This window comes from Streptomyces sp. NPDC006134, from assembly GCF_040628835.1.
In the GTDB taxonomy this organism is placed as follows: domain Bacteria; phylum Actinomycetota; class Actinomycetes; order Streptomycetales; family Streptomycetaceae; genus Streptomyces.
In genome coordinates this window covers 74,854-92,919 of the sequence record NZ_JBEXTV010000010.1, presented here as the reverse complement: position 1 = coordinate 92,919, position 18,066 = coordinate 74,854, and the positions used below count along the sequence as shown (strand labels likewise).

Annotated in this window: 12 protein-coding genes, 1 pseudogene and 1 riboswitch; of the genes and pseudogenes, 6 read left to right on the top strand and 7 right to left on the bottom strand. The window is 72.7% G+C overall.

Annotated features, from left to right (window positions below; genetic code table 11):
• Positions 1–138 precede the first annotated feature (138 nt).
• The 7 genes and pseudogenes from cobT to ABZ340_RS09085 form a co-directional block, all read right to left on the bottom strand.
• The gene (cobT, locus tag ABZ340_RS09115) at positions 139–4,482 is read right to left on the bottom strand and encodes a nicotinate-nucleotide--dimethylbenzimidazole phosphoribosyltransferase (RefSeq protein ID WP_358781101.1); all 4,344 of its coding nucleotides are present in this window, start codon (positions 4,480–4,482) and stop codon (positions 139–141) included.
• 408 nt (positions 4,483–4,890) lie between these two features.
• Complete coding sequence (gene cbiE, locus ABZ340_RS09110) at positions 4,891–6,120, bottom strand: precorrin-6y C5,15-methyltransferase (decarboxylating) subunit CbiE (protein ID WP_358781100.1); 1,230 nt, start codon at positions 6,118–6,120, stop codon at positions 4,891–4,893.
• A 148-nt stretch (positions 6,121–6,268) separates the two neighbouring features.
• A complete protein-coding gene (locus ABZ340_RS09105; RefSeq protein WP_358781166.1) occupies positions 6,269–6,904 on the bottom strand; it encodes a GNAT family N-acetyltransferase in 636 nt (211 codons plus the stop codon).
• A gap of 120 nt (positions 6,905–7,024) precedes the next feature.
• Positions 7,025–8,422, bottom strand: a pseudogene (locus ABZ340_RS09100) (glycoside hydrolase family 3 protein); the annotation flags it as partial.
• Positions 8,423–8,431: 9 nt separating this feature from the next.
• Positions 8,432–9,262 carry a carbohydrate ABC transporter permease gene (locus ABZ340_RS09095; RefSeq protein ID WP_358781099.1) on the bottom strand — a complete coding sequence of 277 codons (831 nt, stop codon included), beginning with the start codon at positions 9,260–9,262 and terminating at the stop codon, positions 8,432–8,434.
• Positions 9,259–10,257, bottom strand: coding sequence for a sugar ABC transporter permease (locus tag ABZ340_RS09090; protein ID WP_358781098.1), 999 nt, complete (start codon positions 10,255–10,257; stop codon positions 9,259–9,261). Before ABZ340_RS09090 ends, ABZ340_RS09095 begins: the two co-directional genes overlap by 4 nt.
• A 102-nt stretch (positions 10,258–10,359) precedes the next feature.
• A complete protein-coding gene (locus tag ABZ340_RS09085; RefSeq protein ID WP_358781097.1) occupies positions 10,360–11,619 on the bottom strand; it encodes an extracellular solute-binding protein in 1,260 nt (419 codons plus the stop codon).
• A gap of 409 nt (positions 11,620–12,028) precedes the next feature.
• Between ABZ340_RS09085 and ABZ340_RS09080 the strand changes: the two genes are divergently transcribed.
• From ABZ340_RS09080 to ABZ340_RS09055, 6 genes are all read left to right on the top strand, one after another.
• A complete protein-coding gene (locus tag ABZ340_RS09080) occupies positions 12,029–12,793 on the top strand; it encodes a GntR family transcriptional regulator (protein WP_358781096.1) in 765 nt (254 codons plus the stop codon).
• Between the two features lie 85 nt (positions 12,794–12,878).
• Positions 12,879–15,017, top strand: a complete 2,139-nt coding sequence (locus ABZ340_RS09075) for a carbon starvation CstA family protein (protein ID WP_358781095.1) — start codon at positions 12,879–12,881, stop codon at positions 15,015–15,017.
• Complete coding sequence (locus tag ABZ340_RS09070; RefSeq protein WP_358781165.1) at positions 15,010–15,189, top strand: YbdD/YjiX family protein; 180 nt, start codon at positions 15,010–15,012, stop codon at positions 15,187–15,189. Before ABZ340_RS09075 ends, ABZ340_RS09070 begins: the two co-directional genes overlap by 8 nt.
• Positions 15,190–15,302: 113 nt before the next feature.
• Complete coding sequence (locus ABZ340_RS09065; protein WP_358781094.1) at positions 15,303–15,560, top strand: DUF3311 domain-containing protein; 258 nt, start codon at positions 15,303–15,305, stop codon at positions 15,558–15,560.
• Positions 15,557–17,185, top strand: a complete 1,629-nt coding sequence (gene mctP, locus ABZ340_RS09060) for a monocarboxylate uptake permease MctP (protein ID WP_358781093.1) — start codon at positions 15,557–15,559, stop codon at positions 17,183–17,185. Before ABZ340_RS09065 ends, mctP begins: the two co-directional genes overlap by 4 nt.
• An 87-nt stretch (positions 17,186–17,272) precedes the next feature.
• A complete protein-coding gene (locus ABZ340_RS09055; RefSeq protein ID WP_358781092.1) occupies positions 17,273–17,782 on the top strand; it encodes a GNAT family N-acetyltransferase in 510 nt (169 codons plus the stop codon).
• Positions 17,783–17,827: 45 nt separating this feature from the next.
• A riboswitch (cobalamin riboswitch) is annotated at positions 17,828–17,987 on the top strand.
• Positions 17,988–18,066 lie beyond the last annotated feature (79 nt).

Below are 18,066 nucleotides of genomic sequence, written 5' to 3'. Positions count from 1 at the left end.
CTGGCGTGCGCGGTACTGACGGTGATGGTGCTGACGTGCGATTTTAAGGCGCGGGTGGGAGTGGTGGGCCGGGTGACCGGTGGGTGGGCGCCGTTGCGCGGATCGGGGAGGGAGGGCGGCGGTGGCCGCCCTCCCCGCCTACTTCTCCGTCACTCCCGCCGAATCGAACGTCGCCACCTCGTGCATCGCCCGCGCGGTGCTCTGGACCATCGGCAGGGCCAGCAGCGCGCCCGTGCCCTCCCCGAGCCGCAGGTCGAGGTCGACCAGGGGGCGCAGGCCCAGCTTGTTCAGGGCCGCCACGTGGCCGGGCTCGGCGCTGCGGTGGCCCGCGATGCACGCGGCCAGCACCTCGGGGGCGATCGCGCGGGCGACCAGCGCGGCGGCGCCGGCGCTGACGCCGTCCAGGATCACCGGGGTACGCAGGGAGGCACCGCCGAGGAGCAGGCCGACCATGGCGGCGTGCTCCAGGCCGCCGATCGCGGCGAGGACGCCGATGGGGTCGGCCGGGTCGGGCCGGTGGAGCTCGATGGCACGGCGGACGACCTCGGTCTTGCGGGCCAGCGTCTCGTCGTTGATGCCGGTGCCCCGGCCGGTGACCTCGGCCGGGTCGGCGCCCGTGAAGACGGAGATCAGGGCGGCGGACGCGGTGGTGTTCGCGATGCCCATCTCGCCGGTGAGGAGGGCCTTGTTGCCGGCGGCGACCAGGTCGCGGGCGGTCTCGATGCCCACCTCGATGGCCTGCTTGGCCTCCTCGCGGGTCATCGCGGGGCCGGTGGTCATGTCGGCCGTGCCCGCGCGGACCTTGCGGGGCAGCAGACCGGGCGTGGCGGGCAGGTCGGCCGCGACGCCCACGTCGACCACGCACACCTCGGCGCCGACCTGGGTGGCGAAGGCGTTGCAGACCGCTCCCCCGCCCAGGAAGTTGGCCACCATCTGGCCCGTGACCTCCTGCGGCCAGGGGGTGACGCCCTGGGCGTGCACCCCGTGGTCGCCGGCGAAGACCGCGACGGCGGCGGGCTCCGGGATCGGCGGCGGGCACTGCCGGGACAGGCCGCACAGCTGCGCGGAGATGATCTCCAGCATGCCGAGTGCCCCGGCCGGCTTGGTCATGCGCTTCTGTCGCTCCCATGCCTCGCCGAGGGCCTTGGCGTCCAGCGGGCGGATCTGTGCGACGGTCTCGGCAAGCAGGTCGTGGGGCTCCTCCCCGGGCAGGGCGCGGCGGCCGTAGGTCTCTTCGTGCACGACCCAGGACAGCGGGCGGCGCTTGGACCAGCCCGCCTGCATCAGCTCGGGCTCGTCGGGGAATTCGTCGACATAGCCGACGCACAGGTAGGCGATGACTTCGAGGTGCTCGGGCAGGCCGAGGGCGCGGACCATCTCACGCTCGTCGAAGAAGCTGACCCAGCCGACGCCGAGGCCCTCGGCGCGGGCGGCGAGCCAGAGGTTCTCCACGGCGAGCGCGGCGGAGTACGGCGCCATCTTCGGCTGCGTGTGGCGGCCCAGGGTGTGGCGGCCGCCGCGGGTCGGGTCGGCGGTGACGACGATGTTCACCGGGGTGTCGAGGATGGCCTCGATCTTCAGTTCCTTGAACTGCTTGGCCCGGCCCTTCGGCAGCGACCGGGCGTACGCCTCGCGCTGGCGCATGGCCAGTTCGTGCATCGCGCGCCGGGTGTCGGCGGAGCGGATGACGACGAAGTCCCAGGGCTGCGAGTGGCCGACGGACGGGGCGGTGTGGGCCGCCTCCAGGACGCGCAGGAGGACCTCGTGCGGGATGGGGTCGCTGCGGAAGCCGTTGCGGATGTCGCGGCGTTCGCGCATGACCTTCAGGACGGCCTCGCGTTCGGCGTCGTCGTAGGCGGGCGCGGCCGGGCCGGTGGACTGTCGTGCTTCCGCCCCTGCGGCCGTGCTCACTGCGCTGTCTTCCTGGTCTTCCTGGTCGGCGGCCCGGGTGTCCAGGTCGTCTGCATTCTGTACGGACTGTACGGGTTCGGGGTCGGCCTCGCGCGGGGCGGGGACCGTGACGGCGGGGTGCGCCGCCCGCTGCTCCTCCGGGGCGGGCGCGAGGTGCGGGGCGGCCGGCGCCTGGCCCTCGACCGGGACGAACTCCCCGAACGGCCGGTCCGGGTGGGACGGCGGGCCCGCCGGGGCCGTCGCGGGGACGTGAGCAGTCTCCGCGTGAGCGGCCTCCGCGTGAGCGGCCTCCGCGTGGACGGCCTCCGCGTGGACGGCCTCCGCGTGAGCGGTCGCCGGGTCGGCGGGGGCCGGGGAGGCGGCGACCGCGGCCGGGGTCGCGGCCGGCGCCGCGGCGAGGGGCGCCTGCCCGTCCACGGCGGGCTGGAGTACGTGGCCCGGCTGGGCGGCCGGGATGGACTGCGGGCCCTGGGCGGGCGGAACGGGCTGGGCCTGCGGCGCGCCCTCGGCCGGCACCGGGTCCGTGCCGGACGGCCGGGCCGTTTCCTGGCCGGCGTCCTCATACCCGGCAACGGCGGCCGGCTCCGACGGGGCCACCGCGTACGGCACGGGCTGGACGGCCTCGGGGCCGGGACCGGGTACGTCGGACGCGGGAGCGTCCTGGGGTACGGCGTCCAGGGGGGCCTGCGCGGGAGCCGGGTTCTCGGCGGTGGGCTGGTCCTCGGTGGCACCGGGGGCCTGCGCGGGCTCAGCCATCTGGACGGCTTCGGGGGCCTGCGCGGGCTCGGGCGCATGGGTGGCTTCGGAAACCTGTACGTACTCCGGAGCCGAGGCGGCGTCAGGAGCCTGCACGGCCTCGGAGACGGGAGCGCCCCCTTCCAGAGCCTCGGCGGCCGGAGCGTCCTCGGGTGCCTGGACGGCATCGGCGGCGGGAGCGACGCCCTCGGCCGCCTCGACGGCCCCGTGAGCCGGTGCCCCCTCCGGGGCCGGTACGGCGGCGTCCGGCGCCCCGGCTTCCTGGTGCGGCCGGCCCGCCTCGGGAGCCTCGCCATCCGCCGGGCCGGCCTGAGCGGGCACGGGCACGGGCACGGGCATCTCGGCGGCCTGCGCGTCCGCCGGCGTGGTCGCCTCGGAGGGCGTCACGGTCTCCGGCAGGGCACCGGTCCCGGCACCCGGCGCGGCAACCGGCTCGTGCACGGCCGCCTCGGGGCCCTGCGCCACCTCGGGACCTTGCACCGCCTCGGCGACGGACCCGGCCTCACCGGCCTGAACGGACTGGGGACCCTCACCGACGGCAGCGGCGGGCTGATGCGCGGCCTCCGCAACCGGCATGACGGCGACGGGCTCCCCGGCATCGGCAGCGGTCGCGCCGTGCGCGGCCCGGTCGGCCTCCTGGCCGCCCGTCACACCGCCCTCCGGGACGCCGGCGCCGGCGGGGGCGCCGTCCCCGGCCTGCGGGACCTCTGCCTCGTACGCGCCGTCCCCGGCCTGCGGGACCGGCCCGGCCTCCACGGGCGGCACCGCCTCGACGGCACCGGACGGTGCCGGCTGCACCGCCTCGGCGGCCTCGGGTTCCGCGGGCTGCCCGGGCACCGTCGCACCGGCGTCCGCGGGCTGCCCATCGACGGCGTCCGCGGCCGGCCCGGTCGCGGCGGCGTCCGGCGCATCGGCACCGGCACCGGCACCGACGGCAGCGGCATCCTCGACGGCCTCGGGGGCTTCGGTGGCTCCGGCCGGCTCGGCCGCCTGGGCGTCCGGCGCGGCAGCGGCACCGTCGTACGGCAGGCCCACGGCGCCCTCGGCACCCTCGGCCTGCCCGGTCCCGTCGCCGCCGGCGTCCGCGGTCGCCGCTTCCCCGGCGCCGTCGGCGGCCGTGGCGTGCGTGCCCGTCTCCTCGGCCGGCTGCCCGGCCGTCACCACGGAGCCGGCTTCCGCCGGCTGGGGCTGCGCGGCCCCGTCGGCCTCCGCGGGCTGCTCCGCCGTCGCGGTGGCCGCCTCCGACGTCACGCGGGCCACGACGGCCTGGGCCGCGCCGCCCGGCCCGGGGGCCGGGGCGTGCGCCGGAACAACCGTTTCGGCAGCCGGTGCCGGGGAGCCCACCGGTACCTGCGCGCCCCAGGGCGCCGCCGCGTGGGGGGCGTCCTGGTGCTCGGGAGCGGTGGTCTGCGCGGCGGGCTGCCGTACCGGCGCGTCGGCGGGGCCGCGGTCGGCGAGGGAGCGGACCGGGCTCGCGGAGGTGTCGGGGATCGGCGGCCCGAGGTGCAGGGGCCGGCGCGGCGCGGCGGGCGCGGGGGCGGGCGGACGGACCGCGCCGAGGTCGACCGAGCCGCTGTCGCGGCCGGACATCTCGTGCGGGCCCGGCTCGTGCACGGCCTCCACGACCGGCTCCGGCGGGGGCGGCGGGACCTCGTGGCCCCAGGCGCCCTGGGCGCCCGGCAGCAACAGGTCCTCGTCCTCGGCGGTGGTCTCGGAGAGGTAGGTGTACGCGTCGGGCGCGGGAACGCCCGGCTGTTCCACCATGCCTGCGTTCTCCGGCAGCCCCTCGCCCGGGATCTGGCCGGTGTCGGTCATGCGTACCCCTCGCCCATCGGTCAATCCTTCTACGGCCGGCTCACCGGAACGGCGCACCGACCGCCCGCAGTGAAGAACGAGCGTGCGTGCCGAGCGGCACGAACGACCCGCCGGAAAAGACGACAAAGCCACTCTGTGGCATTGTCGCGGTCGTCTTCCCGTCACGACAGCGTGATCCGCGACAGCCCGCTGTGGACTGCGCCACGTTGCGCGCGCCCTCCGGTTGTGCCGTACCGCACCCCGCCCGGAACAGGCATGTTCTCGGGGCGCCGGCCGACGGACGGCCGGGTGCCCCGGTGCGGTACAACGATCGGCCAGCCTACCGCGCGCGGTACGACAACAGGATCACGGGGCGCGGTCCGGCGGGCCCGTCCGTCGCCCTTCGGCCACCGCCCCTCGGCGGGCCGCTCAGCGCCGTGGCAGCTCTCCGCTGAGCAGGAAGGCGACGCTGCGTTCCTTCTCCGTCCAGGCCCGGGTGTCGAGGCCGACGGACTGCAGCAGGGCGCATTCGACGACGTAACCGTGCTCGGTCAGGTCGCGGCCGACGAGTTCGGCGGCGTCGCGGGTGGCGGCGTGCGTGACGATGCGCTGCGGGCGGCGGTCGGCGACCGCGGAGACCACGGCCGCTCCCCCGCCGCCGACGCGGACGACGTCGGGCTCGGGGAGGTCTTCCAGGACGTGCGGGGCGGTGCCGCGGACCGTCTGGAGCTGGACGCCGAAGTGGCGGGCGGTGGCCTCGGTGCGGGCGCAGGCGTCCGGGTCGCGGTCGACGGCGATGACGGCGGCGCCGCCGCGGGCTGCCTCGGTGGCGAAGGCGCCGCTGCCGCAGCCGATGTCCCACACGAGGTCGCCCAGGCGCGGTCCGAGGCGGACGAGTTGGGCCGTGCGGAGCAGGTCGGTCTCGCCCTCGCCGAGGCCGCCGCCGTACGCCTCGGCGGGCAGCGACCAGCCGCGGGGACCGGCGGCCGGGTCGCGTCCGGCGATCCAGCCGCCGTCCGCGCCGGTGCCGGGCCCGCCAAGACTGCTGGGACCGCTGGGGCCGCCGATGACGATGACGACGTTGGGGTCGCGCCAGGTGTGGTCGGCGGCCTTGTCGGAGGTGACGACGGTGACCCGCTCGCGTGCGGTGCCCAGTTCCTCGCAGATGACGAAGGTGCGGTGGACGCCCTCCAGGAGCAGGCCGAGTTCGGCGGGGCCGGCGCCCGGTGCGGTGAGGACCGCCACCTTGGTGTGGGCCCGGCACACGTTCACCGCGCGGCGCAGGGTGCGGGGGTGGGCGACGACCACTTGGGCGTCGTCCCAGGGCATGCCGGCCCGGGCGAAGGCGGCGGCGACGGAGGAGACGGCCGGGACGACCTCGACCTCCAGGCCGAACTCGGGGACGCGCAGGGTCCGTACGACACCGAAGAAGCCGGGGTCGCCGTCGGCGAGCACGACCGCCGTGCCGCGGTGGGCGGCGATGCGGCGGGCGGCGAGGGCGACGCTGCCGAGGCGGACGCGTTCGGCGGCGGGCGGCACCTCGGGCAGGGCGAGGTGGTGGGCGGCACCGGCCACGAGGGTGGCGGCGCCGAGCGCGGCGCGTGCCGCGGCGGTCAGCGGCGAACCGTCCCAGCCGATCACCGTGACCCGGTCGGCCATCGTCGTCAGTCTCCAGGTGTTTTGCGCAGATCGTTACGGAAGCCGCCCGCAGGCGGGCTTGGTGAGGGTACCCGGTGCGGCGGCCGGGCGCGGCGGGGGCGCCGCCCGCGGGGCCGGTTCCGGGCGATGCCAGCCGGCGAAAGGCCGGTCAGCTCCAGTCGGTGAAGGTGGTGAAGCCGGTGTCGGCCAGGTGCTCGCCCGCGCCCTCCAGGTCCTCGGGCAGCAGACTCCACACGATGAAGTCGGTGCGCACGTCGGTCCAGGTGCCGTCCTCGGCGCGGACGTGCGCTATGCAGGCGTTGCGCAGGACGCCCTCGCTGATGCAGCCGATCTTCTGGGCGACCTGCTGGGAGGCGGTGTTGTCGGCGGCCGTGCGCAGTTCGATGCGTTCGAACTTCTGGTCCCGGAAGAGCCATTGGGCGGTGGCGAGCGCGGCCTCCGAGGCGTAGCCCTCGCCGCGTGCCCAGGGGGCGATGATGTACGACAGCTCGGTGGAGCGGACGTGCCAGTTGGTCCTGGTGAGCTGGATGACGCCGACCAGGCGCTGGGTGAGGAACTCGGTGACGGCGAGGTCGAGTCCGTGGCCGGCGGCGCGCCGGGCCGGAGCGTGCTCGGTGATCCAGGCGCGGGCGCCGTCCTCGGTGAAGGGCCGGGGGACGTCGGTCCAGGCGGCGACCTGCTCGTCGTTCATCATCGCGGCCAGGGCGGGGACGTCGTCCGCCTCCAGGGGACGCAGCACCAACCGCTCCGTGCTGATGGAGATGTCGGGGAAGGTGCTCGTCATGCGCCACTCCGTAACCTTGGAGACCTTGGAAACCTTGGGGCCTTCTGGACCGTCAGGGCCTGCTGAACTGCCCAGCATGCAGCATGAGAGCCCCGAACCGCACCACGGGGTCGGCTCCGCCGGGACGCCCATCTCGACCACGACGGTGTCGGGACGGGCCGCCAGCAGGGTGTCGAGGGCGGCGGCCATCCAGGGGTGGCGGTGCTCGTCGCGGACGACGGCCACGATGCGGCGCCGGCCGGCCGCCTCCAGCACGGCCCGGCCGGTGTCCGCGCCGGTGAAGCCGCCGGTCTCGGTGCCGGGGAGCAGGCGGGCGAGTTCGGCGGCGACGCCCCAGGGGGTCTCGTCGCCGACGGCGATGTTCGCGACGGGGGTGAGGGCGGCGACGTAGGGCGCTTCGGTGAGAGGGGTGAAGCCCTCGGCGCCGGTGGCCTTCAGGGCGCGGCGGGCGGCGCGCAGGCCCACCGCCTCGTCGCCGGAGGCGGCCCCGGCGGCCGGCTGCGGGGTGGCCGCCGTGGCGCGGGCCAGGGCGCGGATCCGCTCCGCCGCGTCCGCCAGGCGTTCCTCGGGGAGGTCGCCCGCGCGGACCGCCGCGACCAGGGCGTCGCGCAGCCGCCGCACCGTCTCCTCGTCGGCGAGTCCGCCGCCCACGCAGATGGCGTCGGCGCCGGCGGCGAGCGCGAGGACGCTGCCGCGTTCGATGCCGTACGTGGCGGAGATGGCCTGCATCTCCATGCCGTCGGTGACGATCAGGCCGTCGTAGCCGAGTTCGTCGCGCAGCAGGCCGGTCAGGATGCGGCGGGAGAGGGTCGCCGGGTGGTCCGGGTCCAGGGCGGGGACGAGGATGTGGGCGCTCATCACCGCCCGCGTGCCGGCGGCGATGGCGGCGCGGAACGGGGCCAGTTCGCGCTCGGCCAGCACCTCGGGGTCCGCGTCGATGCGGGGCAGGGCGAGGTGGGAGTCGACGGCCGTGTCGCCGTGGCCGGGGAAGTGCTTGGTGCAGGCCGCCACGCCCGCCGACTGCAGGCCGGTGACGTAGGCGGCGGTGTGCCGGGCGACCAGGGCGGGGTCGGCGCCGAAGGACCGTACGCCGATCACCGGGTTGCCCGGGTTGGAGTTGACGTCGGCGGAGGGGGCCCAGTTGAAGTTGACGCCGCAGGCGGCGAGGCGGCGGCCCAGTTCCGCGGCCACCTCCCGGGTCAGCTCCACGTCGTCCACCGCGCCCAGGGCGTGGTTGCCGGGGAAGGAGGAGCCGGTGCGCACCTCCAGGCGGGTGACGTCGCCGCCCTCCTCGTCGATGGCGACGAGGACGTCGTCGCGTTCGGCGCGCAGCTGGGCGGTCAGGGCGGCCAGCTGCTCGGGGGAGGCGATGTTGCGGCCGAACAGGCCGACGGTGGCCAGGCCCTCGCCCAGGCGGCGCAGCAGCCAGTCGGGGGCGGTGGTGCCGGTGAAGCCGGGCTGGAGGACCGTCAGCGCGTCGCGTGTGACGGTGTCGGTGCCGCTGGCGAATGTCGTCATCGGGTGGCGTTATCCCTTCACGGCGCCCGCGGTCAGGCCGTTGACGGCCCGGCGCTGGAGGAAGACGAAGAGGATCAGGATGGGGATGGCGAAGAGGGAGGAGGCGGCCATGGTGGCGCCCCAGTCGTCGCCGAAGGCGGTCTGGAAGCCGGACAGCCACAGCGGCAGCGTCTTGGCCTCGGCGTCCTTGTTGAGGACCAGGACGAGGGCGTACTCGTTCCAGGCGGTGATGAAGCCGAACAGGGAGGTGGACATCAGGCCGGGCGCGAGCAGCGGCAGGATGACCCGGCGGAAGGCGGTCACGCGGGTGCAGCCGTCGACCATCGCCGCCTCCTCCAGCTCCCTGGGCACGGCGGCGACGAAGCCGCGCAGCGTCAGGATGGTGAAGGGCAGGATCATCATCATGTAGAAGACGGTGAGCGGCACGAGGCTGTTCAGCATCGAGGCGTCCCGGACGATCATGTACATCGCGATGACCATGACCTCCCAGGGCGCCATCTGGGCCAGCATGAAGCCGACGATGAAGCCGCGCCGCCCCCGGAACCGCATCCGGGCCAGGGCGAAGGAGCCGGCCAGCGCGATGATCAGGGAGAAGACCACCGCGAGGACGGTGACGATCAGCGAGTTGGTGACGTACGTCCAGAAGTGGTCGACGCCGGTCGCCGTCCTGAAGTGCTCGAAGGTGACGTCGGTCGGGAACCAGACCGGGTCCTCGGTGATGATGTCGCCGGTCGGTTTGAGGGCCGTGGCGAACATCCAGTAGACGGGGAAGACGAAGCCGACGAACAGGACGGCGGCCGTGAGGTTGGGCCACAGGCGGCCGAAGAGCGAGCGCTTCACGCCTCGTCCTCCTCTTGCTTGAGCACGATCCTGAGGTAGTAGGCGGTCAGGCCGAGCAGGATCAGGATGGTCAGGACGGCGATGGCCGCGCCCATGCCGTAGTGCTGGTTGCCGACGCCCTCGACGTAGGCGTAGACGGGCAGGATCTCGGTGAGCCGGTCGGGGCCGCCGCCGTTGATGGTGAAGACCTGCACGAACGCCTTGAAGACCCAGATGATCTCCAGGAACGTCGTCGCGTACAGGAACGGCCGCAGGAAGGGCATGGTCACGGTGGTGAAGCTGCGCCAGGCGCCGGCGCCGTCCAGGGCGGCGGCCTCGTACAGCTCGCCGGGGATGGTGGTGGTCGCCGCGTAGAGGTTGATCGCGACGAACGGGATGGACTGCCAGACGATCAGCACGGTGACGACGAAGAACGTCGACATCTGGCTGCTGGTCCAGCTGTAGTCGGCCATGGAGTGCCAGCCGAGCTTGTCCAGGACCCAGTTGACGACGCCGAAGCGCTGGGCGAACAGCCACTGGTAGACGGTGGTGGCCGCGACGACGGGCATCGCCCAGGCCAGCACCAGGCCGATCAGCAGCGTCACCCGCATCCGCTTGCCGAGGCGGGCGAGGAGCAGGCCGACCAGGGTGCCGAGGATCATGATCAGGGCGACGTTGGCCGCCGTGAACAGGATCGAGCGCAGGGTGACCCGCCAGAAGTCCTCGCCGGTGAGGATCTCCTTGTAGTTCTCGACGCCGTTCCACTCGGTGACGTGCTGGATCAGCTGCGCCATGTTGAGGTTCTGGAAGGACAGCAGGACGTCCTTCAGCAGCGGCCAGCCCAGCAGCAGCACGGTGGCCGCGCAGGCCGGCAGCAGCAACAGGTACGGGGCGAGCGCGCCGGCGCGCGACGCGGCTCGCGGGGTGGTCCGGCCGGGTCCCCCGCCGCCGGGCTTGCGGACGTCCGACGGACCTTCCGCCGGGCCGGAGGGCGGCCGTTCGGTCTGCACGGTCATGCTCGCCATCTCTCTTCTCGACCTGCGCCGCGCCGGGGCGGGGGCCGTGTGCCCGACGGCCCCCGCCCCGGCGTGCGGGCTGCTCCCAGTGCTGCCGCGTCCTTACTGCTGCTGCGCCAGGCGCTTGTTGAACTCGCCCTCGACCTGCTTGGCGGCCTCAGCCGGGGACTTCCCGTTCAGCACGGCGGTCAGGTAGGTCTTGATCGGGTTGGGGGCGTTCTCGACGGCGGCCCACTCCGGGATCAGCGGCGTGGTGCCACCCCCCGCGACGGCCGGGGCGCCGGCCTCGGCGGCGAGGTTGCCCTTGAGGTTGGTCTGGAGCGACTCCTTGTTGGGGATGACGCCGTTGAGCTTGGCCAGCTGTCCCTCGTACTTGTCCGACAGGGCGAGCTTCAGGAACTCCTTGGCGAGGTCCTGCTTCTTGCTGCCCGCGGCCACGGCGAGGTTGGAACCGCCGAGGAAGGAGCCCTCGGGCTTGGCGGCCGTCTCACCGGGGATGGTGAAGTAGCCGATCTCCTTCTCGATCGCCGGGTTGGCCTTGACGGCGGTGGCGGCCTCCCAGCCCATGCCGATGAACGCGCCGACCTTGCCCTTGGCGAAGATCTCGCCCTGCTGCGGGGTGGCCTCGTCCTTGTCCTTGGGCGCCTTGGACAGCGCCTGGAACTTCTTGTAGGTCTCCGCGGCGGCGGCGACCTTCGGGTCGGCGAGGTTGGAGACGTACTTGTCGCCGTCCTTCTTGACCAGTTCGCCGCCCTCCCCGATCACCAGGCCGACGAAGTGGTACCAGTTCTGGCCGGGCAGGTAGATCGGCTCGGCGTCGGTCTTCTCGCCGATCTGCTTCAGGGCGGCGTAGAACTCGTCCCGGGTCTTGGGGGTGGACTTGATGCCGGCGTCCGCCCAGACCTTCTTGTTGTAGATGACGACGCGGTTGACGACGAACCACGGTGCCGCGTACTGCTTGCCCTCGTAGACGGCCGACTTGTTGAGGGAGGCGGTCCAGTCGGCGCCGATCTCGCTCTTGAGGTCGGTGAGGTCGGCGAGGCCGCCGGTCTTGGCATAGGCCGGGGTCTGGGTGTTGCCGATCTCGAAGACGTCCGGGGGGTTCTCCTCGGACAGGGCGGTGGTCAGCTTCTGCTGGATGCCGTTCCACGTCTGGGTCTCGAACTCGACCTTGGCCTTGGTCTTCGCCTCGAACTCGGCGGCCAGGTCCTTCTGCCACTGGTCCGGGGTGGAGCCGTCCATCATCCAGACCTTGAGCGTCTGGGGTCCCTCGGCCTCGCTGCCGCCGTCGCCGCCCCCGCACGCCGCGATGGAGAAGATCATGCCCGCGATACCGATCGCGGCTGTCAGCTTGCGCTTCACGCCACCCTCCTCAGGGATGCCACAAACCCCCCTGCCTCCCCGCGGTTGCTCGACGACGCGGTACCGCCCATGGGGCCGGGACTGGACCAATGGTGTAGACCAGTACGGGGAGCTTGGCCCAGACCAATAGGGCTGTCAAGGGTGCTCAAGTACGCTCCAGCGGTCCGTTATGGGACCGCGATATGCAGGGACCTTTCATTGCGCGAGGAGTCCCGCGAGCGGCACGGCACACGGTGGACCACGCGGCGCCGGCGGCGCTGTGGACTAGACCAACAGGGGGCGCGGCGGTATACAGAGGAGATCACGGAGCATGCGGGCGGGTCCCCGCCGCGCGAAGCCGTGCCACGATGTGAGCCGTGGCCGATGAGCACGTCGGTCGCTTCGGCACTCGGAGCCGGGAAGGCAGAGCATGAGCACCGACGTCAGCAGTGCGGAGAACGACAACGGGACCAGTGTCCGTACGGCGCGCGTGCCCAAGTACTACCGCTTGAAGCGCCACCTGCTCGACATGACCCGGACGCTGCCGCCGGGCACACCCGTGCCGCCCGAGCGCACCCTGGCCGCGGAGTTCGACACCTCGCGCACCACCGTCCGCCAGGCCCTCCAGGAGCTGGTCGTCGAGGGCCGGCTGGAGCGCATCCAGGGCAAGGGCACCTTCGTCGCCAAGCCGAAGGTGTCGCAGGCGCTGCAACTGACCTCCTACACCGAGGACATGCGCGCCCAGGGCCTGGAGCCCACCTCGCAGCTGCTGGACATCGGCTACGTCACCGCCGACGACCGCCTCGCCGCGCTCCTCGACATCACCGCCGGCGGGCGGGTGCTGCGCATCGAGCGCCTGCGCATGGCCAACGGCGAGCCGATGGCCATCGAGACCACCCACCTGTCCGCCAAGCGCTTCCCGGCGCTGCGCCGCAGCCTGGCGAAGTACACCTCCCTCTACACCGCCCTCGCCGAGGTGTACGACGTCCATCTGGCCGAGGCCGAGGAGACCATCGAGACCTCGCTGGCCACCCCGCGCGAGGCGGGCCTGCTCGGCACCGACGTGGGCCTGCCGATGCTGATGCTCTCCCGGCACTCGCTGGACCGGGACGGGCAGCCGGTGGAGTGGGTGCGGTCGGTGTACCGGGGCGACCGGTACAAGTTCGTCGCCCGCCTCAAGCGGCCCCGGGACTGACACCCGCCCCGTGCGGGCGGTATGGCGGAACGGCCGTTCCTCCTCTACCGTCCTCCCGTCGCCGCATGGACGGGAGGGCTGCCCGGTGCGTACCGCGAACGTCCGAACCATCGTCGTCTGGACCCTGGTCGCGCTGGCCGGCGCGACCGGCTGGACCGTGCTCGCGCTGTCGCGGGGCGAGGAGGTCTCGGCCGCCTGGATGGTCGCCGCCGCCCTCGGCTCGTACGCGATCGCCTACCGCTTCTACGCGAGGTTCATCGCCCACAAGGTCCTCAGGGTCGACAAGAGGCGGGCCACCCCGGCCGAGCGGCTCGACAACGGCATCGACTTCCACCCCACCGACCGGCGCGTCCTGCTCGGCCACCACTTCGCCGCGATCGCGGGCGCCGGGCCGCTGGTCGGCCCCGTCCTCGCCGCCCAGATGGGGTATCTGCCGGGCACCATCTGGATCATCGCCGGGGTCGTCTTCGCGGGCGCGGTCCAGGACATGGTGGTGCTGTTCTTCTCCACCCGCCGCGACGGGCGGTCGCTGGGCCAGATGGCGCGGGAGGAGATCGGCCCGCTGGGCGGGGCGGCGGCGCTGATCGCCGCCTTCGTCATCATGATCATCCTGCTCGGGGTGCTGGCGCTGGTCATCGTCAACGCGCTCGCCCAGTCGCCGTGGGGCACCTTCTCCATCGGCATGACCGTCCCGATCGCCCTGCTGATGGGCTTCTACCTGCGTGTGCTGCGCCCCGGCCGGGTCGTCGAGGTCTCCGTGATCGGCGTGGCGCTGCTGCTGCTCGCGCTGGTGGCCGGCCGCTGGGTGGCCGAGTCGTCCTGGGCGGACACCTTCACCCTCGCGCCCTCCACGCTGGTCGTCTGGCTGGTGGCGTACGGCTTCATCGCCTCGATCCTGCCGGTGTGGACGCTGCTCGCCCCGCGCGACTACCTCTCCACCTTCATGAAGATCGGCACGATCGTGCTGCTCGCGCTCGGTGTGGTGATCACCCTGCCTGCGCTGAGGATGGACGCGGTGACGGACTTCGCCTCGCGCGGCGACGGCCCGGTCTTCGCAGGCTCCCTCTTCCCGTTCGTCTTCATCACCATCGCCTGCGGCGCGCTGTCCGGCTTCCACGCGCTGATCTCCTCCGGCACGACGCCGAAGATGATCCAGAAGGAGACGCAGGTCCGCATGATCGGCTACGGCTCCATGCTGATGGAGTCGTCGGTCGCGGTGATGGCGCTGATCGCGGCGAGCATCATCGACCCGGGTCTGTACTTCGCGATGAACGCCCCGGCCGGTGTCATCGGCACCACCGTGGAGAGCGCCTCGCAGGTGGTGACCGGCTGGGGCTACTCGATCACGCCCGCCGAACTCGCCCAGGCCGCCAGGAGCGTGGAGGAGGCGAGCCTGCTGTCCCGCACCGGCGGGGCGCCCACCCTCGCGGTCGGCGTGTCGGAGATCTTCTCGCAGGTGACCGGCGGCGGCATGAAGGCGTTCTGGTACCACTTCGCCATCATGTTCGAGGCGCTGTTCATCCTGACCGCGCTGGACGCCGGCACCCGCGTGGGCCGGTTCATGCTCCAGGACACGCTCGGCAACGTCCACCGGCGGTTCCGGAACGTCAGCTGGAAGCCGGGGCTGGTCCTCACCAGCGCGCTGGTGTGCGGGCTGTGGGGGTACTTCCTGTGGGTGGGCGTCCACGAACCCCTCGGCGGCATCAACCAGCTCTTCCCGGTCTTCGGCATCGCCAACCAGCTGCTGGCGGCGGTGGCGCTGGCGGTGTGCACGACCCTGCTGGTGAAGTCGGGCCGCCTGAAGTGGGCCTGGGTGACCGGCGTCCCGCTCGCCTGGGACGCCACCGTGACGCTGACCGCGAGTTGGCAGAAGGTGTTCTCGGGCGACCCGAAGGTCGGCTTCTTCCGGCAGCGCGAGGTGTTCCAGGACGCCATCGACCGGGGCGAGATCCTGCCGCCCGCCAAGACCATGGACGACATGCGCACCGTCGTCGTCAACTCCACGGTGGACGGCGTCCTCACCGCGCTGCTCGCGCTGCTGATCGTGGTGGTGATCGCCGACGCGCTGCGGATCTGCGTCCGGCACGTCCGCAGGCCCGCCCTGTCGGCCCTCAAGGAGGCCCCGTACGTGGAGTCGCGGATCGTGGCTCCGGCGGGGCTCTTCCCGACGCAGGAGGAGAAGGAGGAGGCGCGTGGTGCCGTCGGTGCTCGGACGGATGGTTAGGGGCGTGCGCTGGTACCTGCGGGAGCTGACCGACGAGTCGGCGTACGACCGCCACGTCGCGCACCTGCGCCGCGACCACCCCGCGGCGAAGGTGCCGACCCGCCGGGAGTTCGAGCGGATGCGCACCGAGCGGCAGGAGCGGGACCCGCGGCAGGGCTTCCGCTGCTGCTGAGCGCATCCCGGCCGGGCGACCGATATGCGGACGGGGGCTTCCGCTGTCGTGTAACCGTCACCTAGATTGCCTGCGCATTGTCGCAGGTGATCATCGAGGGACGGAGCCGCCAGATGCCACAAGCCCCGGAAGTGAACAGAGGGCCGGTGGTGACGCCCGTGCGCGTCGTCATCGCCCTCTGCCTCGTCGCGCCCTTCGTGGCGATGCTGTGGGTCGGTTCGTACGCCAAGGTGGAGCCGGCGTTCATCGGCATCCCGTTCTTCTACTGGTACCAGATGGCGTGGGTGCTGATCTCCACCGCGCTGACCATGATCGCTTACAAGCTGTGGCAGCGTGACCAGCGCGCCCGCCGGGGAGGTGCCGGCTCGTGAAGGACGGCGTGAACGGCGTCGCGCTCGCCGTCTTCATCTTCTTCTTCCTGCTCGTCACCGTCATGGGCTTCCTGGCGGCGCGCTGGCGCAAGGCCGAGAACGAGCAGAGCCTGGACGAATGGGGCCTGGGCGGACGGTCGTTCGGCACCTGGATCACCTGGTTCCTGCTGGGCGGCGACCTGTACACGGCGTACACCTTCGTCGCCGTACCCGCGGCGATCTACGCGGCGGGCGCCTCCGGCTTCTTCGCGGTGCCGTACACGATCCTCGTCTACCCGCTGATCTTCACCTTCCTGCCGCGCCTGTGGTCGGTCTCCCACAAGCACGGCTACGTGACGACCTCGGACTTCGTGCGCGGCCGGTTCGGCTCCAAGGGGCTGTCGCTGGCGGTGGCCGTGACCGGCATCCTGGCGACGATGCCGTACATCGCGCTCCAGCTGGTCGGCATCCAGGCCGTGCTGGACGTGATGGGCGTCGGCGGCGGGGAGGACACCAACTGGTTCGTCAAGGACCTGCCGCTGCTGATCGCCTTCGGCGTGCTGGCCGCCTACACCTACTCGTCGGGACTGCGCGCCCCCGCGCTGATCGCGTTCGTGAAGGACGCGCTCATCTACATCGTCATCGCGGTGGCGATCATCTACATCCCGATCAAGCTCGGCGGGTTCGACGACATCTTCGCCAAGGCGGGCGAGGCGTTCGGCCAGACCAACCCGGCCACCGGCCAGCCGCGCGGCGCGCTGGCGCCGGGCGAGGCGGGCCAGTGGACCTACGCCACGCTGGCGCTGGGCTCGGCGCTCGCGCTGTTCATGTACCCGCACTCCATCACCGCGACGCTGTCCTCGCGCAGCCGTGAGGTGATCCGCCGCAACACCACGATCCTGCCGCTGTACTCGCTGATGCTGGGCCTGCTGGCGCTGCTCGGCTTCATGGCGATCGCGGCCGGGATCAAGGTGAGCAACGGGCAGCTGGCGATCCCGCAGCTGTTCGAGGACATGTTCCCGGACTGGTTCGCGGGCGTGGCGTTCGCGGCCATCGGCATCGGCGCCCTCGTCCCCGCGGCGATCATGTCGATCGCCGCCGCGAACCTGTTCACCCGCAACATCTACAAGGACTTCCTCAAGCCGGACGCGACGGCCGAGCAGGAGACCAAGGTCTCCAAGCTGGTCTCGCTGCTGGTGAAGGTGGGCGCGCTGGTCTTCGTCCTGACCATGGACAAGACGGTCGCCATCAACTTCCAGCTGCTGGGCGGCATCTGGATCCTGCAGACCTTCCCGGCCCTGGTGGGCGGCCTGTTCACGCGCTGGTTCCACCGCTGGGCGCTGCTCGCGGGCTGGGCGGCCGGCATGGTGTACGGCACGCTCGCCGCCTACGGTGTCGCCTCGCCGACGCAGAAGCACTTCGGCGGCTCGTCGAAGGAGATCCCCGGCATCGGGGAGATCGGTTACATCGGCCTGACCGCGTTCGTGCTGAACGTCCTGGTCACCGTCGTCCTGACGGTGGTCCTCCGGGCGTTCAAGGCGCCGGACGGCGTCGACGAGACCCGGCCGGAGGACTACACGGCCGACGCCGGCGACCCCGGCGTGCAGGTGGAGCTGCCGCCGGCCACCGCCGGCGCGGCGCACTGACGCCGTCGCCGTATCTGTATCCGTCCACGGGCCGCCGGAGGGGAATCCGGCGGCCCGTCGTCGTACCCGTCGGGCACACTCACCCGCATGGACATCACGATCAGGAAAGCGGAGCCCGGCGACCACGCGGTCCTCGGCGAGATCACCGCGCGCGCCTATCTCCAGGACGGACTCCTCGACTTCGGGGAGTCGGACGCCTACCTCGGCGAGCTGCGGGACGTGGCGAGGCGGGCCGCCGCGGCCGAGGTGCTGGTGGCCGTCGAGGGCGAACGCGTCGTCGGCGGCGTGACGTTCGTGCCGTCCGGCGGCCCCATGGCCGACATAGCCCGGCCCGGCGAGGCCGAGATCCGGATGCTGGCGGTCGCGCACGCGGCCCGCGGCCGGGGCGCGGGCGAGGCCCTCGTCCGCGCCTGTGTGGAGCGGGCACGGGCCGTCGAGGGCTGCGTACGGGTCGTCCTGTCGACCCAGCGCACCATGCGCACCGCCCACCGCCTCTACGAGCGCCTGGGCTTCGTCCGCACCCCCGAGCGGGACTGGAACCCGCTGCCGGAGGTGGACGACATCACTCTCCTCACCTACGCGTTGACCCTCCGCTGACTCGGCGGCGACACAACATCTGGGGGTGGTCCCGAGGCCCGGCACAAGATGTATGCTCATGCTCGCTGTCGCCGCAGGGGAATCCGGTGTGAATCCGGAACTGTCCCGCAACGGTGTACTCATGCCCGTATGCCTGCATACCCGCAGACCCGCATCCGGGCGTCGAGCGTCAGTCCGAGGACCTGCCGGCAGTGCACACGGGCCGTCCGGCCCGTGTGCCATGACGTCCGGGCCTCGCGGAATGGGCCGGTGGACGCGACGCCGCGTGCGCTCGTGAGCTGCCT

Coding starts and splice junctions, on each gene's coding strand:
- cobT (WP_358781101.1), bottom strand. CDS start 4,482: ATGACCGACACCGGCCAGATCCCGGGCGAGGGGCTGCCGGAGAACGCA.
- cbiE (WP_358781100.1), bottom strand. CDS start 6,120: ATGGCCGACCGGGTCACGGTGATCGGCTGGGACGGTTCGCCGCTGACC.
- ABZ340_RS09065 (WP_358781094.1), top strand. CDS start 15,303: ATGCCACAAGCCCCGGAAGTGAACAGAGGGCCGGTGGTGACGCCCGTG.
- ABZ340_RS09105 (WP_358781166.1), bottom strand. CDS start 6,904: ATGACGAGCACCTTCCCCGACATCTCCATCAGCACGGAGCGGTTGGTG.
- ABZ340_RS09090 (WP_358781098.1), bottom strand. CDS start 10,257: ATGACCGTGCAGACCGAACGGCCGCCCTCCGGCCCGGCGGAAGGTCCG.
- ABZ340_RS09070 (WP_358781165.1), top strand. CDS start 15,010: ATGGTTAGGGGCGTGCGCTGGTACCTGCGGGAGCTGACCGACGAGTCG.
- ABZ340_RS09055 (WP_358781092.1), top strand. CDS start 17,273: ATGGACATCACGATCAGGAAAGCGGAGCCCGGCGACCACGCGGTCCTC.
- ABZ340_RS09080 (WP_358781096.1), top strand. CDS start 12,029: ATGAGCACCGACGTCAGCAGTGCGGAGAACGACAACGGGACCAGTGTC.